The organism is Burkholderia contaminans, from assembly GCF_029633825.1.
GTDB lineage: Bacteria > Pseudomonadota > Gammaproteobacteria > Burkholderiales > Burkholderiaceae > Burkholderia > Burkholderia contaminans.
This window is the reverse complement of sequence record NZ_CP090645.1, coordinates 13,944-29,806: the sequence shown is the minus strand read 5'-3', so window position 1 is coordinate 29,806 and position 15,863 is coordinate 13,944. Positions and strand designations below refer to the sequence as shown.

Sequence of the window (15,863 nt, the reverse complement as noted above, 5' to 3'; positions counted from 1 at the left end):
TTCAGTTCGCGCCGAGTGCGAACAGATACCCGGCGAGGACGACACCCGCGCCAGTTACAAATACCTTAATGAACGCGGTACCGAAGTCGTGCACCCAGTCCTGCTTATGCTGAAAACATTGAATGCCTACATAAAGCAGGTAGCAGGCCGCCAGGATCCCGGTGCACGAATACAGCCAGACTTGAAACGTCGAGAGTCCTGACTTGCCCGCATCGAGCCCGCCCGCCTGGGCCACGCCCGCGGTCATCATCAACGCCAAGACGAGCAGCCGCTGCGTCCGTCGATTCGAACTACCGTTCCCGAAGAAATTCACGTTTGCTTTCATTACTGGTTCTCCCTCGTTTGACCAAAATCCCCGAATACATCCCATCCCGAGCGCGGTTTCGCACTCGGCGCTTGTTCCTGCTGCTGCTGCACCTTCGCCTTGCCCTTTCCGGACGGCTTCGCCGGCTCGGCGTCCTCCCGTACGACCCGTATCGGCGGCACCGTCGTCTGCGGATTCGGCGCCGGTGCCTGTTCAGTTGTCGGCTGTGCCAATGCGACGCGCATGATTCCGCCGGTGGTTGATGTGGTATCTGCCGGCCGTGCAGCCACTACGCGCGTCACATAACTCTTTCCATCGTTCTCCCGCTTGAATCCACGTTGCTCGTTCCCGCTGTAGTAGCAGCTCAGCGCACGGCGCAGCGCAACTTGGCCAGGCCCGGCGCGCAGCGCCGCGCGCGTGTAGCAATCGGTCAGGATCTCGCTGCCGGCGCGCAGGTTCGCGCAAGGATCGAACACCCCTCCATTCAGGAGCTTGTAGCGCGCGAAGTGCGCGCGGTTCACCTGCGCAAGCCCCGCGCTGTAGTTCCAGCCGCCAGCCTCAAGGGCCGCGACCGTCGATACCGCCTCCTCTCGCGTCCGCGGTTGCCGAACTAGGTGGCCACCAACGACACCAATTGCATACGGGTTGAGGGCTGACTCGGTATGAACGACCGCCTGCATCGTCGTGGGATGGACGGACGGCGCGCACTGTTGCACGAGCATCGAAAGGTCGATTGGCAGCATGGTCATCCCCCGCGCGGGCCGCTCCAGCCATAGCCCTGATTCTGGTTCTGGCGCTTTTCCCACTCGCGTTGAAATTCCTCAGCAGCCTTGGACGGGTCGTAGGGTTTTTGCGTCGAACCGTTTCCGTAGTACTCGCTGATCGTGCGCGTGTTCCCATAGCGCCCAAGCGGGCCGTACCCGTTGTCCACACCCCACCAGACCCGTGTGTACATCTGGCCGTCGATCTTGACGTCGATCACCCCCGATGCATGGCAGACGAGCCGAGGGAAGTCGTTGCCCTCCCAGCTGAGCAGGTCCTTTCGGCAGTAGCCCGGCCCGGCAAAGGTGTGCTGCGCACCGGTGCCCTTACCGACGTTGAACGCGTCGAGCGGAATCGCTTTGCGAACCGCCTCCGGAATGAGGTCGAGCCGAACTCGGAAATTGCAGATCGGGAACGGATCGCCATGCCAAAGTGCGTCCCAAAGCTTCTCGATCGGTGGTACGCAGGCCGCTTCGGTCTCGGGCCCACGTGGATCAGCCAAGCACAACAGCACCTGGCAGCCCCAGTCGTCATCCGCATATGCGGCACTCGCCGGCAGCAACATCAGCAGCGGTGCAGCGAGGGTGGCCGCGCGTCGTGCGATTGAAGGAAACCGTGTCATTCCTGAGCGCTCCCTGAAACATGCAGCGCGAAGCGCGCGGATTCCGGAATCGCGCTCAGAGGCACCGCATGTTGGCGTTTCGTGACCATGCTTCGATACAGCACCTCCAGATGCGCACGCTGGGTCTCGTGCGCGTCGAAAGCGTCGCCATAGTTCCCGACGTCGAGCGGCCGCCGGCGCAGGCGGTTGATGGCAACCTCCAGTTGCGTAATCGTGACCGGAGGAATGGCAACCTCCGGAGCGGGCAAATCTTCCGCCAGCGGCAACATATTCACTTTAGGACTCCTTTTCATAAGCATCGCGTTGCGAGCGATGGCACCACGCGGCCGGTTAGACCGTCGATTCCAGCATGTCTAGCGGCAGCCGCTCCGCCTCTCGTGCGTACTGCCGAACCATCTTGCCGCCGACAATGAATTGCCCCGACTTCACGCGTGTGATCGCTCGGTAATGCGGGTCAAGAAGGCGAATCGTCATCCGGCCGGTGGACAGGTCTGCCTGGTCCACCAGCCGTGACGACAGTTGCTCCCTCCACGACCACAACTCGACTCGCCACCCAAGCCGGAGCGCACGCGCGATCTGCTCGATGAAGCTTGTCCCGAACTCACTCGCGTTGCCGTCCCCGGTCACGAGCACCAACGTCTGCGGGGCCGGGTGGTCAAGCAGCGCATTTGCGATCTTGAGCTGAACCAGTTCATCGACACCACGCTCGCGCGGCCTAGCGTTCGGCGCGATGAACAGGTCAGTGTCGTACCCGAATGCGCGCGCGCCGTCCCAGGCCGCCCTCAAATTCGGCGGGCCCGAGCCGATCATCACGCGGGTGCCGACCGGCTCGTCGCCATGCAACAGTACGAACAGGTTCGCGTACGCGAGCCGCACGGCGAGCGGTGCGGCCGCCGGCTCGTACGCCCCGGCCGCCCGCTGCGCCCCAATGAACAGGTTCGAGTTGTCGATGAAAACGTGCCGGGTCATCGCAGGCTCCCGTGCTTACTTTGCGCCGGTAGTAAAGGTCCGCGTCACCGAAACCGCAACACCGTCTCGGGCGCCAGAGAACGTCACGGTGTACGTCGTGTTCGGCTTGAGCGGCGAGAGCGGCAGCAAGAACGCGACGCCCGCGAACAGGATGTTGTTCGAATCGGCTGTCACCTTCGCGGTCGATCCGGCAACAGCCGATTGCGGAACAAGGATCCGCGCTGCGACAGCGCCGCCCGTCGAGTCGACCAGTTGAAAGCTCGAGACGGTCAGCGTATTGCCGGTTGCAGCATTGACCCGCACCATGATCGGTCGCCCCGGTGCGCTCAGGTCCGGCGCAGGGTTCGGCGTCTCCGTAACCATCGTCGTCGAGACGCCCGTTTCGCCGTCATACGGCGAGCTGACAACCAGGTTGGTCGCGAATTGCTGCCCGCCCGATGCAGGGGAAGCATTCACGTCGGTCGGATTGTTCGGATCGGGATTGCGCGCGACGCCCGTCGACGTGCCCAAATCGAACACGCATACTGAGCCCACGCCCGGCGTCGTTGCTGTCGGCGTCGTCGAGGCCACGCCGACGCCGACCGATTCCGTATTCGAAGTGACGCCCTGCAGGTGATACACCGTCGCGAGCAGCTGGTTGACGCAGTCTGCGCCCGGCGTACCGGGCGGGGTCGCTGCAAACGCGCTACCGATGTTTTCGCCCACCCACTGGTTCTTCGGTGCCCCAGCCGCTTGTGCACGCTGCAGCGGCCAGCTGCCGGTAAAGCCGGGCAGCGATGAGCTCTCGTCGTGCGCCAGTCCGGAGATTGCGCCGCTCCCGAGGTTCGTCAGCTCGTACTTCGCATGCGCGAGTGCAGCGATGTCGAGGACCGCATCCTGCCGCAGCAATCCGACGCCCAGTGCCTGGCGATACGCGTTGAGGGTGGCGAATGCCTGGGCTTCCGCCGACGCCGCCCCGTACGTCGGGTTCGGTACCGAAGTCTGCGGCGGCAACGCGGCCGACGCCGATCCACCGTTCGTCGACCCCGAACCCGCGCCGTTACCAGCCCCCGGATTCGACGTCCCCGTCGACGCGCTACCACCGTCGCCACCACCGCCACAGGCGGCGAGCATCGCGGCAACCACAACAGCAGCAAAACGGCCCTTCGAATGCTTGATCATCATGATTCTTATCTTCCCGTTATAAATGGTTTTTCACGCACTACGGTTGCACTTCAAAGTTCCACCAGCTCACTCAAACAACAATTCAAGGCACATACGTATTGTTTCCGCACTGGCTTCCGTCACTCACGACACCGTATGCGGTAGGCGAAGTTGCATACGGGGGAGACGGCACCTGATCGCCTTGCGGACCGTTCTCCCCGTTGAATGCATGCGACGGTCCATAACAAATAATGTCCGCCGCGAACACCGGCATTCCGGACGGCCCCACTACGCCCGGCACGTGCCAAGCCTTCGTGGGTCCCTGAAGCAGAAGTCCGGCACTCCCGACCAACGTGGACCACGTCTGTGATCCATCCGTGCATACGTGGCGGGTCGCGGTGACCGTGCCCTCGGCGTACCAGTTCGAGCCGTAGTACTGCGCCCACGCGATCAACATCCCCATGACCCCCTGATCCGAGCACGTCGTCGCCGGCGGCTGCGTTACTGGCGGCGGCGGCGGCGGCTGGCAGCCGGGATTCGTCCATCTCGAGCCCACCCACCGCGGCGCCGACGTCTGTGTGTAGCCGGGCGGACACATCGGCGGTGCAACGCGGTCATGCCAGATCGGTGTCAGACACGTGTTGTCCTGATACCCCGACGAGCATCGCGCCGGCGCTGCATGGACCGGTGATGCAAACACGATCGCCACCAGCACACCAACCCCTCCCAAGCCCTTCGTCATCGCTCTCGCCCTCAATATGAGCAGTAGGTCGCGGCAATTCCCTGCGCACCTGGAATCCCGTTCCCGTTTCCGTCAGTCAGGTGGACCTGCCACCCGTTACCTGTCCATGTCGCCGGTCCCGTATTCACCGCGGTGGTGTCGTTCACCACGAAGTTTTGCGGTGTCACCTGAATCTGCATTGACCCACCGTTCGGGCAGGTCGGCTGCGGTACCCACCACGCGTCGTAAACCGTGTAGTAGCCGTACCGCAGCCAGCGGCCACCGATCGGCATCCAAGTGTGGAACTGGCATGACAAGATTTGCCCTGACCCGTCTGCATTGCCGGCTATCTTTCCGTTCGTCGGGCAGTAGGTGCCCGGCGTGGCGATATTTCCGGCTTGAAGCGTGCCTTCAACGTCGAGCGACCCGTTACCTTTCGCCCCTGATACACGGATATTTCCATCCGCGTTGTTTTGGAATCGCGCATTAAAGTCTTGCGCGCCCTGCCCGCCGAGGTGGAAATCGATATAGGGCGCTTGCCCCGGATTATTCCCAGCCATGTCCCCCAGTTCGATCGCGCCTCCTTGATCGCCCTTCATTCCCGCGCCGTTCGCAAGCCTGAACGTGTTCGCGTTCGCGGTGTTCACACCGTTGATGTCGTGCGCGACGCCTTGCGTGTCCGTCAATCCCAAATCCGTCTGCATGTTGTTGAGTTCCGGTCGATTCGGCATCGGGACGCGATACAGGAAGCCGTTGTCGCTCGGAGCGTCAGCGACCCCAACCAGCATCGCGAGGTGGCCGCTGCCAGGATTCGCATAGCTCACCAGACTTTGGCGAAACGAACCGCCCGCCCCTACGGCGATCGTCGGCTGCAGCGTTGCGTCCCCGGCCTGGTTGGGATACGGAACAAAGCCCCCCAGGTTGCCGCGACCACTCGACTGCGCTGCTACCGTCGCCACATCTCGCGCCGGAATCGCTACCCCGCCCGACGAGAAAAGCATCGTCTGCAGTTGACCCGGTTGCGGTTGAAGCACCTGCGCGAACCACTGCTGCCGATACACATTTGTCGACGACACGCCCGCCACCAGATACCCGCCAGCCTGCAAATCATTCATCGACACGGTCACCGGTTGCGCTGCCGTCGCGGTTGCCGCCAGATCGGCGCCGTGGTCCTTCACGTAACGACCCATCGCACTCGCCACGACCTGTGCCTGGTTGCCCGCGCCTGCGACCTTGATGGCCGTGGCCGAGTGCTGCAGCCAGACTGTCAAACTGCCCGCCATCACGAGCCACATCAGCGCGCCGTACCACGTTCCGAGAACTGCCTGCACGATGCCCCCTTATGCCCGTGGCCCGGATACGTCCGGCACGCACACAAACAACTCCATTGCGATTAACGGCAGCCTGTCACCAACCTGAAGCCGCGCTTTCGCCCGCTTACAGACATTCATTTCGCCACCCGCGACTGATAGATCAACGTGCCAGCGGCGAACAGCGTCGGTACGGTGGTGGGCTGCCCGCCAACGAGTGGCTGCGCCGTCCCGGCCACTCTCACGGTCGACCACAGCGCGCTGCCGTTCAATCGGTCGAGCATCACACCGGCCACCCCCGGCAGCGTAGGCACGCCCGCATAGACGAGTCGTCCCGTTCCATCCGTCCGAGTCGCGCATGTCGCACCTGCCAAGGCCACCATCCCGGCAGGCCACGCCACTGCAATACCGTCGCTCGCGACGCCGATTTGAGCCTGCGCCGCCGCAACGCATGCCGCGGCAAACACCTCCGCCTGCAGCGCACGCATCTCCGCCGCGGCATCGGCCCTGCTATCCGGACCCAGCACTCGAAGCGTCTCGCGCTGTGCATTGACCGTAAGGCTGAACGCAACCGACAAGACAAGCAGCGGAATCAGTGCGTAGCCCATCTCAGAACGCCACCCCTGTCGACAAGTTGGCCATCACGCGTCGTTGATGGTCGACCTCGGTGCTCAGTTGTCGGAAGTCAACGCCGTGCAATTGCGAGCGAATGCCGGTTTCGTTGCGGGAACCGGTCAGGATCAGCGGCGACACACGAAGTTGCCGCGTGATTTCGCCCTCGCGGTGGGTCAGCACCATCTGCTGATGGATAACCGCAGCGAGACCGTTCGCGAACAATCCGCCGTCGAATCCCGCGTCGCGCACCATTCCCGACAACCGCTGCAACCCCGTGATCTGGTCGTTCGCGTGATAGCTCGCGCCCACCACTACGCCACTCGTCGCTGCCAACAGTGCTTGTGCAACAGCATCCGCATTGCGCAACTCACCGATCATCAACAGATTCGGGCCACCGCGCAGGCGTCGACGGATCTCATGCCCAAACTGCTCGTCTTCGTCGATCTCTTTCTGATACAACGTGCCCGTTACGCCGTCCTCGCCGGTGTAATCCCCCTCGAGCTCGATCTCAATCGGGTTCTCGACCGTGTAACCTGCACCACCATATGTCCGCATCATCGCAACGGTCCAAGCCGTCAGACCCACGGTCTTGCCGCTACTCGCGCCCCCCGTGAACAATACGAGCCCGCCCGTCCGGATCGCGGGGGCCAGCAATGCGCTTTCAACGCGTTGACCGTAGCCGAGCGTGTGAAACGGCAAGGCGTGCGGCAAATTTCGGCGGAGCACGTACATTTCACCCGCCTGTGTTTCGAACAACGCGCCGCGCATGCCAACACCATCCCACTTGATCCGAAACTCACGTTTCGAAACACTCGCCTCGATGTGCTGCCGAAGACGCGTCACCCCCTCAAGGGCCGACCCAGTGATTTCGTGGCGCAGCGGATCAAGTGCCCAAGTCTTGTACCAAGCACGTCCCGTCGCCTCGAGGTACAGGTCCGAGAACTCGAGATCGGCGAGCACGCCTTCGTGGCCAATCTCGATGTCGGCACGAACGGTTGACATAGCGGAGTCGCGAGTTGCGAACATGGCTTTATGAGAACGTGATCTGGAGTGACGTGTTGCCCTTGCAGGCTGCGCCAGCCGACACACCATCGGGCAACGCATCCTTCGTGAACGTCGTCGTGCCGATAACCAGCGAGTCGTAGTCCTGCAGCGTCGTCGCGAGCTTGCTGCACTCCTTTGTATCGGTGATACCAGCGAGCGTCACCGAACACTGAGCACCGTTGTTGACCGGCGCGAGGGTCACTGCACCGCCCCACCGATTCGTGAGTGCCCCCGCCCGCACCATGCCTGGCGGCACAATTCCGGCGGTGATCAATGCGGCTGTGTTGGCCGTCGTGCAGTTCGTGTAGCCGTTCGGCGTGTTACCGAGTTGCTGTCGCGCTTCGCCTTGAAAGAGCGTAATGTCGCTCGCCTGGTTTGAAACCTTCCCGCCGCTCTTCGATGCCACGATCACGCCGACGACCGCGGCGATCCCGAGCAGCATCATGATTCGCCCCCACCACGTTCCCAGTACCTCACCCATTTCGGCTCTCCTTGCAGTTGAGTTGCATGTTTCCCTTACATCCCGGCCGAGTTCATCATGTTCTCGGTCAGCCCGTTGCTAGCGATCTGCACCAGTCCCATTACCGACAGCATCAGCCCCAGCGAGGCATAGCCGAGGATCGTGACCAGTGTCCGCAGTCGCTTTTCCAGCTTTGCCGCGTGCTCCGTTGCCAGCAGCTCCATCCTCTCAACGCCACCCTCTCCACCGTCGAGTCGACCAATCCGCTCAATCAAGTCCGGCGACGGAAAGTCCAACTTCGATTTGCGAAGCGCGTCGCCGAGTCGCTCGCCTTCGATGAGCGAGCGGTAGACAGGCCGCAACCGCGAGGCAAGCCACGGCGAAGCGTGGCGAATTTGCTGCGCAAGTGCGTTTGCCTGCGGAACACCGGCCTTCACTTGCGCGACAAACCCCAGGAGCCACGTGGTGCCTTGCAATTCCCTGTAGTACCTGAAGACAAAGAGATGGCGCTCCACCCATTGACGGCCTCGACCGGTCCACACAGGCAAGGCGCGGGTGGCAGCCACTCCGGCCGCAATCGCGCCAACCGCTGTAACGATCGGGCCTGCACCCGTTCCGAGCCAGCCAAACCAGTCCAGCAAATGTGTCAGCGTGTTCCAGTGCGTGCGCGGGACCAGGCTTTCAATTGCCGGCATCACTTCCGTGCCCAGCACATAAAAGAACGACTGCATCGCGCCAACGCAAACCAACGGTTCGAACACCGCGCCCCAGGCGGCCGATTGAATCCGCGTGACGCGTGCGCGCTCATCGAGAATCTGCTGCATTGCGGCTGCAAGGCCGCCGCTGTTCTTCTGCTCGCCAATCTCCAGAATGCTTCGCTCGACGGTGCCCACATCGGCGCCGAGCGCACGCACTAGCGACTCGCCGTCTTCAATCGTCCGCATTGCGCGGTGGACCCGTTGCGCGTCCGTCCGCTTTTTCCGACGTAGCAGGCTTTGCTGAAGATCCCGGAAGATCTCGAAGGGCGAGTCGCCTTGCGGCATCTGGTGGATCGCGTCCTCGTAGAACCGCGCACGCAGTTTCCACGGCAAGCTATGCACGCGCTGCGCAATGCGCCGCCGTGCAGACCACGGAAAGGAGAACGACTTACCGATCATGACATCAGCTCCTCGATGCTCGGCAGTCGCTCGTCGCGACGCGGCCTCAGTGCAATATGCGCGTGCGCGTCTGTCGGGTCGACCCGCCCGGCCAGGACGTGAGCAACGGCGTAGGCCAACATCGAATAGTCGGAGTCCGGACGCGCGTGATGAGCTCGCTTAACCTCAGCGATCGGGCGGTTCCGAACATCGGCCATCAGCAGCTCGTCAGTCTCGACAACTTCGGCGATCACCTGTCGCCCCGTCACGCCCCGACCGAGGCACGTCGGGCAGCCAGCACCACGGACATGCACTTGACTAATGCCTCCCCAGCTCAGGAGCGCGTCTACCACGTCCGGCGCTACCTCATGAGCCGAGGTGTCGAGGAGACGCACACGGCAGTCCGGGCAGAGCTGCGGAACAAGACGGACGCCAATGACACCGATCACCTGCTCGTGGTCGCACGTCTTAGCCTTGGCCAACTGGTGCGGATCCAGATCCTCAAGCCGCTGGAAGAATCGGAACGGGTCCGTCACGTGCGACGTCGTCAGCACCAGGCGCCCTGTCAGCGCTGCCTGGAGCGTAGCCGCCGCTTCTGCCGCCGTACGGATTTCCGCCATCAGCAAAATGTTCGGATCCATGCGCAACGTTTTGTGCAGCAGTTCGAGATACGTCATTCCATTCACTGGCAGCACGATCGCCCACGGCTTCTCAAACTCGGGCGGGTCTTCGATCGTGACCTGACGACGCCCTGGATAGCGCTCGGCGAGGTATTGCAGCAGATCGTCCATCGCCTGGGTCTTGCCACTGCCGACCGGGCCGGTGAAAGCGACAAGCCCGTGGGGCATGTGCCCGAGGCGTATGATTCTGGCGACCTGCGATTTCGGAAAACCGCGCCAGCGGATTCCGTTTATTGAGGTATCTGGGATCGCCGGCACCGTGAGCTGCAGAGCATGGATTGCCTCGGCCCGCGACATAGTACGTTTGGCGCCCGGCCGGCTCTGAAAGCGGGCAATCAGAAAGCCGCCACCGCTGTTTACCGGCTCGGCTGGTCCCCGGATGATTCGGACCGTCGACAATCCGGTACCCGCCAACTTATGACCGTCGATGAGCGCGTCCTGGAATTCCCGCGGAGCGAGCGAGGGCGGCTTGTTGCTCGCGAGGCCGTTGTAAATTGCCCCGACGAAGCGCGCCCCCTCCTCGGCTCGGAACGAGAACCGATTCGAAGTCATCAGGTCGCCATCGACACGGACCTGAACCTCCGTATGGTCCCGGCGCTGCAGCACATGCCCATCGCTGATCCCAGCCGCATCAACCAGCTTCAGCAGTAGCCGCGCCTCTTGCTGCATCGCGAGCGATAGGTCGTCACTGGCAGTGGTCGCGTGCTGGCGACGATGGCGCTCCAGCTCAGCCGCCGTAACAGACGTCACCGAGTACGTGATCGCCGACTCGTCGAGCCGTTGCAGCCAGGTCTGGAACGCAGCAGCGCTCTTGCTGCGCTGGTCGACATAGAGCGTCAATGAACCACCTTCACCCCCGGCACACACCACGTGCGAGAGCAAGTGCTCCGGAACCGTGAGCTCTGCGGGCGCTGCTGCGGGCGCGACCGACATGCGACCTGCCCCCGATGTCGTCGGGTCGAGCAATTTGAGGGTCGTTGCAAAGGGCTTCACGCGCGCGCTCCCGCCGGCACCGGCAACGATGTGGGTTGCTTGTTGGAGTCGGCCTGACGCGGCGTGCTCGTACGCGTGTAGAGCGCTCCTTGCACCGTCCACTGGGCCTTTCCCAAGTCGTACGAGATTCCATCGACACGCAGACCAGGCACTGCATCGAAGCCGGCTGCGTACAAAGTCCACGGTGCGGCAGGCAACGTGAAGACCGCAGACCGCGTGCGCCAGGGTAATGCCTCTTGCGCGGCGCTCGCCGGTGCCGGCCGCGCGGGCTCGGGCAATTCCAGGGAGAGCGAGTCGGTCTGAACCAACGCCCAGACGGCACGGCGACCAGCCTCGTCAAGGGCGGCTTCCGACATCGACACTGGCAGGTTTGCCGGCTGCGTCTTGATCTCGGTTGAATGGTCAGGGGTGGTCAACGCACCTGGTGCGCCCAGCGCCGTGCCACCCTCGCGGGTCCAGTCGGACGTCGTCGTGAGCGCGTCGCCCGTCGGAGCACACCGCCAAGCAGTCAGGGTCCATCCGCCGCGCGAAAGATCCTGTCCTCGCCATGCTGCTGCACATTCCGCGAACACGGTCGAGGGGGCCGGCAGCCTTGTCCACGGCGGGTTCGCGAGTTCTGCCTCGCGTTGCGCGCGCCGAGCCGCAGCTTGCGCCCGTTGCTTCGTAATCGTGATCAGGCGTTCCGCTGCGTCCTCTCGTTGCTGCCAGATCACAACGCCAGCGATTCCCATGGCACCGCACGCGACTACTGCGGCACCGAGCCACACTGCGAGTGGCACCGTCGCCTGCAGATCCGTCAGGCCACGCTCCGGAATGGTCAGGCCAACCATTTCGGCTAAGTCAGCCGCAGTGCCGTCATAGTCGCGCCAGCCGTCCTGCGCCCGCAGTGCATCGCGTGCAGCATCGACGTCAACGTGACTTCCGACGACGTCCCCGCCAGGAACGATCTCACCATCACGTACCGCGATTAACCAAGACACATCATCCGTCAGGCGATATACGCCAAGCCACGGCGACGCATGGTGCTCGGCGACACGGCTCGCGAGCGCGTGGATACGCGACGGCCACCGCGTACCGGGCGGCAACGCACCGTATCCGGCCTGGAACACGCCCGTCGACGTTTGGCGAACGAGGCCGTACCGACCGAGCCGCCGAGCGCGTTCGCGCAGCGCGGTCGACTTCGGACGCACCGGCTCGTGCTCCCATGTCAACCCGAGCGCGAAGCGGCCCGACGTGTCCGGTAAGGAAACGATCGCTACCATCAGAACTTCACCCAGCGGGTTTGCCGACCCTGCGCAAGCTGTACGCCATCCCGCGCGATGCGGGCAACGGTCCACCCGTTCTCGAGCGCGTCGCCGACCTTTACATCGTGTGTGACGTTGTTGATCACGAGCGTCGCCGTATTTCGGCCGTCGTACGAACCGACGCCGACCAGCGCAACGTCCGCGCTACGTCGAGCCACCGGCGGCAGTTCCCCCATCGGAATGCCAGCCGCCGTGGGGCCACCAGCGCCACCGAGGAGCTTCGGACGCTTTGCGTCATCCGCTGCTTGCCGGTTCTGCGCGATTTCTTTCTCGAGCGCGGTGATTTCCCGTTCCGCCTGCAAGAGCGGAATGCGTGCACGGGCCAGTGCCAAGGTGTCGCTGTCGGTTGACGCCGAGGCCGGCGCTACAGCGGAAGCCGGTTGCGAGGCAGTCGCGACGCCAGGCGCTTGCAGTGCTGCAGCATGTCCATGCAGCGCGAGGAGAAGCGCACCGGCGCCGGCGGCAAGCCGGCTTACGATTGTGGTGAGGTTGCGATTCATATCGTTCTCCCTCACAGCAGACGCGCGCTGATGACGACCGCGATGAACGTGTCGTTTCGTTGCGCGTCTGCACCGCCGCCAAGGATCGGAACCCAAGGCGAGCCGGCGCCATTTGCGCGGGTGGTCAGCGTCTGGTCCTGCATGCCGGTCAGCACGAGCGTTTCGCCCGGCTTGAGCGGCACGCTTTGCAGCAGCTGCGTGTCCTGCGTGATCGGATGCTGCACGCAATTCAGCCCTGAGCACCCGGGCGGGAAGAGCTGCATCTCCACCAGTTGCGACAAGGTGATATTGAAGTTCATCACGATCATGCCGTTGGTCAACTTCGGCACGAACCCGGCCGTAAAGCCTGTCGTGAGCGTTTCACTTTGCTGCGACGTGGTCGAACCAACGTTCGAAGCGAGCGTGCTCTGTGTCGACGGCGTGAAGCGCTGTTTGCGTGCATCCTGGAGCGAAAGCAGCTTGCCATTTTGCGTAATCCCCGCGCGCGACAGGACCTCGGTCACATCACCCAGTGCCGACAGCACCTGGAGCGCGCCCTTGGTGCCCGCGAGGGGACCCGTGAGAATGTTCGCGCCGAACGATGCAGGAGACGCACTGCCGGACACCGTAGGAGGCGCCACGCCAGTGATACCAGCGCTCGTATGGCCCGTTGCGTTCTTGTACGCGAGCGCGAGGCTGAGCCCGAGATTATCTTCGCGGGATTTCCGGACCACGTACACGCGCGCGTCGATTGCGATGCGCTTGAGGAACGACGCATTGAGGCTCTTGAAGAAAGCCTCAACGCGGTCACATTGAGGCGGTGTCCCGGTCACCGTGAGCATGCCAAGGTTCAGGTCAGCTACGACCTTCCCGCCATTCGAGATCGCCTCGGCTGTCTGCTGCAGGTTCTTCCACGGATCGATGGTAGCGGACTGCGACAGCTGCTGCCCGCTGTCACTTCCGGTCGAGCCGCTCGAACCGTTCGAGCTCGTCGAACCGGTGGACGACCCCGTGCCGCTCGATGAGTTGCTACCCGAGCCAGTCGAAATCTGGCCGCCCATCGACGCCGCCTCGGTAAGGCTTGGCAGCGGGAATACGCGGCTCTCGGTCCGGAAAAAGGTGATCACGCCATCTTGCGTACGCGACCAAACGTTGAAGCGATTGTTCTGTACCTCGAGGAAGCCGCCGAGATCGCCATCGTACGTAAGCATCTGGCCGGTTCGTGCCGCCGCAAGCGTCGGCGCTGCGTTCGACGTGATCGGCACCGCCTGGAGCGGACCTGTTGCCCCTGGGAATCCCGGCGGCAGCGGCGGCTGGACGCCCGCCGAGGGTGCGCTAACCTTTAGCGAGTTGCCTACCGGGAAATCATTGACGGACGAATCGATACGCGTCGGGATGCCCGTGGTCCGCGTGATCCACTGCGCAACCTCGGCGAGCGTGCCAGCTGGATAGCGATACGACACGCGCTTGTCGAGAAGCGTCGCCTGCGGTTTCCTGGCGACAATCTGTTCGCCCATCAGCCAGGGACCTTCGTGCATGCGAACCACCGGCCGCGCTTCCGTCGCGCGATCGAGATGCGCGCGGGTCGCATCGACCACCGCGTTCTGATCGTTTCGAACATCGCGAATCGCGCATGCTGACAGCAGGCAAGCAGTCAATACTGCAGCGCTAATACAAGTGAGCCGCATCAGTCGCTCCCTCCTTCATGCACGATGAAGGTCCGGTTGTCGGGGTAGCCGTCTGCGACGACATTCGCGCCGTTCGCAGCAAGGTCCTTGATTGCTCTGGTGGCAGCCGCCTTGAAGTCACCGTCGTAGGCTTGATCGTTGGGCACGATCCAGTCTGGCTCGACGTTCCACACCAACTTCCAGCCGGCCGACGTTGCCCATCCACGCAGTTGCGTTTCGATCGATTCGCCGCCGACAAGCTTGAACTGAGGTGTAGCCGGCGTTGGCAGCGGTACCGGTTCGGGAACAGCGGGCGTGAGAACGGCTTCCGCCGGCGACAACGAGTCGGCGGGTGCGATCGGGCTCGCTGCGGGTGCCGGTACCACTTCGGCAGTCGTATAACGCGGCAGATAGGGAACGAGATGCACGCCGTTGGACGCAAGTGCCGGCGTCGGCAACTCGTCCGCATGGACAGCGTCGACGCACAATGCGCACGCCAGGCACGTGGCGGCTCCCATCAGATCACCGAACTTGCGCATTGCTGGCTCCCTTCGCGGCCTGTGCGACTGCGGGTGCGGGTGCGATCGCCGCCGACAAATCGGATGCGTCCGCAACGATCCACGTCTTGCCGTCAGGCGTCCCGAGAATCGTCAACGGGTACCCGGCCTCGGTCAGAGCGTTGAGGATGGATTTCATTGCGGTCGGCAAATCACCCGCCACTCGGCTGTTGCCCGGCACCGGCACCTTGATAGCGGTCTGCCAGCGCAACGTAGCGCCTGCGTCAGTCGTCCATCGCGTCAAGGCCGTCTCCAGCGTCTGATCTGACGTACGGAGCTCGAAGCCAGGGCCGGCCGGTGCGGTGGCTGCAGAGGCAGCGTTGCCGCTCGACGCCTTCGCGGACTGTGCAGTCTGCAGCGGCAAGGGGCACACGCGGACGTAGCGGCCGGTCGTTTGGCGAGACACCGGCAACCAATCTGCAGAAGCGGTATTGCTACCAGCGCAGCCGCTCAGGACGATTGCGGTGATGCCGAAGGCGAACACGCGCGGGAAGAAGGACAGAGTCATTCGGCCTCCGCGGTCTGAACAGGCAGCGGGGCGATTTGAGCGGCGCTCGTGAATGCTTCGCGCGGCAGACGTCGATAGACGCGCAATGCGTAACGCGCACGCAGGCTCGGTGTCCGGGCATTGTATGCACCGACGCCGTTCCAGCTTACGCCGTAGGTCGCGAAATTCTGCGCGAGGATCCAGGCGCCAACGTAGGCGTTAGTGCAGGCGTCGAGTAGCGCCGCCCGATCGATGCCATAGCGGGCGAGTGTCGGCAGCCAGCTCGTGTTGATCTGCATGAGCCCGATGTCTTCGGACCCGTTGCGATTGACGTTGCGCGCGGAGGGATTGAATCCCGACTCGACCGATGCAATCGCCCGAACGAGATGCGGATTCAGATGCTGGTAGGCTGCGGCCGCGTCGATGCAATCGGCGCGCGCCGTTACTACCTGTAACGAATTCAGGGCAAGCACGCAGCCCCAAAGGATGGCAGTACGCGACCGATCGCGTACAATACCGATAGCCATGGTTATTCCTCATCTCGGAAGCTCGCTAAAGCCCCGTGGGTGGATCGCAAGTAACCTGGTCAGGTCGGCAAGGGTGTTGACGC

At 63.3% G+C, this 15,863-nt stretch carries 18 protein-coding genes; all 18 read right to left on the bottom strand.

From position 1 onward, the window contains the following. Nucleotide 1 precedes the first annotated feature (1 nt). The gene (locus LXE91_RS42400) at nucleotides 2-325 is read right to left on the bottom strand and encodes a hypothetical protein (RefSeq protein ID WP_089464369.1); all 324 of its coding nucleotides are present in this window, start codon (nucleotides 323-325) and stop codon (nucleotides 2-4) included. Then, nucleotides 325-1,053 (bottom strand): lytic transglycosylase domain-containing protein, encoded by a 729-nt coding sequence (locus LXE91_RS42395; RefSeq protein WP_306426911.1) that lies wholly within the window; start codon nucleotides 1,051-1,053, stop codon nucleotides 325-327. Before LXE91_RS42395 ends, LXE91_RS42400 begins: the two co-directional genes overlap by 1 nt. After that, a complete protein-coding gene (locus tag LXE91_RS42390) occupies nucleotides 1,050-1,688 on the bottom strand; it encodes a hypothetical protein (protein ID WP_174990680.1) in 639 nt (212 codons plus the stop codon). The genes LXE91_RS42395 and LXE91_RS42390 overlap by 4 nt, the downstream gene beginning before the upstream one ends. Further along, a complete protein-coding gene (locus tag LXE91_RS42385) occupies nucleotides 1,685-1,963 on the bottom strand; it encodes a DUF3717 domain-containing protein (RefSeq protein ID WP_174990681.1) in 279 nt (92 codons plus the stop codon). Before LXE91_RS42385 ends, LXE91_RS42390 begins: the two co-directional genes overlap by 4 nt. 55 nt (nucleotides 1,964-2,018) lie before the next feature. Beyond that, a complete protein-coding gene (locus tag LXE91_RS42380; protein WP_089464371.1) occupies nucleotides 2,019-2,657 on the bottom strand; it encodes an NYN domain-containing protein in 639 nt (212 codons plus the stop codon). A gap of 15 nt (nucleotides 2,658-2,672) precedes the next feature. Continuing rightward, nucleotides 2,673-3,821, bottom strand: a complete 1,149-nt coding sequence (locus LXE91_RS42375) for a CAP domain-containing protein (RefSeq protein WP_089464372.1) — start codon at nucleotides 3,819-3,821, stop codon at nucleotides 2,673-2,675. A 732-nt stretch (nucleotides 3,822-4,553) separates the two neighbouring features. Further along, nucleotides 4,554-5,852: a shufflon system plasmid conjugative transfer pilus tip adhesin PilV gene (gene pilV, locus LXE91_RS42370; RefSeq protein ID WP_143330928.1), complete on the bottom strand. Its 1,299-nt coding sequence runs from the start codon at nucleotides 5,850-5,852 to the stop codon at nucleotides 4,554-4,556. A gap of 116 nt (nucleotides 5,853-5,968) precedes the next feature. Continuing rightward, complete coding sequence (locus LXE91_RS42365; RefSeq protein ID WP_089464374.1) at nucleotides 5,969-6,439, bottom strand: hypothetical protein; 471 nt, start codon at nucleotides 6,437-6,439, stop codon at nucleotides 5,969-5,971. 1 nt (nucleotide 6,440) lies between these two features. Further along, on the bottom strand, nucleotides 6,441-7,448 hold the full coding sequence (locus LXE91_RS42360) for an ATPase, T2SS/T4P/T4SS family (protein WP_174990732.1): 1,008 nt from the start codon (nucleotides 7,446-7,448) through the stop codon (nucleotides 6,441-6,443). Nucleotides 7,449-7,476: 28 nt separating this feature from the next. Next, complete coding sequence (locus tag LXE91_RS42355; protein ID WP_089464376.1) at nucleotides 7,477-7,971, bottom strand: type 4 pilus major pilin; 495 nt, start codon at nucleotides 7,969-7,971, stop codon at nucleotides 7,477-7,479. Nucleotides 7,972-8,006: 35 nt separating this feature from the next. Continuing rightward, nucleotides 8,007-9,107 carry a type II secretion system F family protein gene (locus LXE91_RS42350; protein WP_089464377.1) on the bottom strand — a complete coding sequence of 367 codons (1,101 nt, stop codon included), beginning with the start codon at nucleotides 9,105-9,107 and terminating at the stop codon, nucleotides 8,007-8,009. After that, nucleotides 9,104-10,759 (bottom strand): ATPase, T2SS/T4P/T4SS family, encoded by a 1,656-nt coding sequence (locus LXE91_RS42345; RefSeq protein ID WP_143330929.1) that lies wholly within the window; start codon nucleotides 10,757-10,759, stop codon nucleotides 9,104-9,106. The genes LXE91_RS42350 and LXE91_RS42345 overlap by 4 nt, the downstream gene beginning before the upstream one ends. Beyond that, nucleotides 10,756-12,021 carry a type 4b pilus protein PilO2 gene (gene pilO2 / locus LXE91_RS42340; protein ID WP_089464379.1) on the bottom strand — a complete coding sequence of 422 codons (1,266 nt, stop codon included), beginning with the start codon at nucleotides 12,019-12,021 and terminating at the stop codon, nucleotides 10,756-10,758. Before pilO2 ends, LXE91_RS42345 begins: the two co-directional genes overlap by 4 nt. Next, on the bottom strand, nucleotides 12,021-12,563 hold the full coding sequence (locus LXE91_RS42335; protein ID WP_143330930.1) for a hypothetical protein: 543 nt from the start codon (nucleotides 12,561-12,563) through the stop codon (nucleotides 12,021-12,023). The genes pilO2 and LXE91_RS42335 overlap by 1 nt, the downstream gene beginning before the upstream one ends. A gap of 11 nt (nucleotides 12,564-12,574) precedes the next feature. Continuing rightward, nucleotides 12,575-14,140, bottom strand: coding sequence for a pilus assembly protein PilN (locus LXE91_RS42330; protein WP_226206186.1), 1,566 nt, complete (start codon nucleotides 14,138-14,140; stop codon nucleotides 12,575-12,577). Nucleotides 14,141-14,229: 89 nt separating this feature from the next. Beyond that, nucleotides 14,230-14,748 carry a toxin co-regulated pilus biosynthesis Q family protein gene (locus tag LXE91_RS42325; protein ID WP_174990731.1) on the bottom strand — a complete coding sequence of 173 codons (519 nt, stop codon included), beginning with the start codon at nucleotides 14,746-14,748 and terminating at the stop codon, nucleotides 14,230-14,232. Further along, on the bottom strand, nucleotides 14,732-15,274 hold the full coding sequence (locus LXE91_RS42320) for a TcpQ domain-containing protein (RefSeq protein ID WP_089464382.1): 543 nt from the start codon (nucleotides 15,272-15,274) through the stop codon (nucleotides 14,732-14,734). Before LXE91_RS42320 ends, LXE91_RS42325 begins: the two co-directional genes overlap by 17 nt. Then, complete coding sequence (locus LXE91_RS42315; RefSeq protein WP_089464383.1) at nucleotides 15,271-15,780, bottom strand: lytic transglycosylase domain-containing protein; 510 nt, start codon at nucleotides 15,778-15,780, stop codon at nucleotides 15,271-15,273. Before LXE91_RS42315 ends, LXE91_RS42320 begins: the two co-directional genes overlap by 4 nt. Nucleotides 15,781-15,863 lie beyond the last annotated feature (83 nt).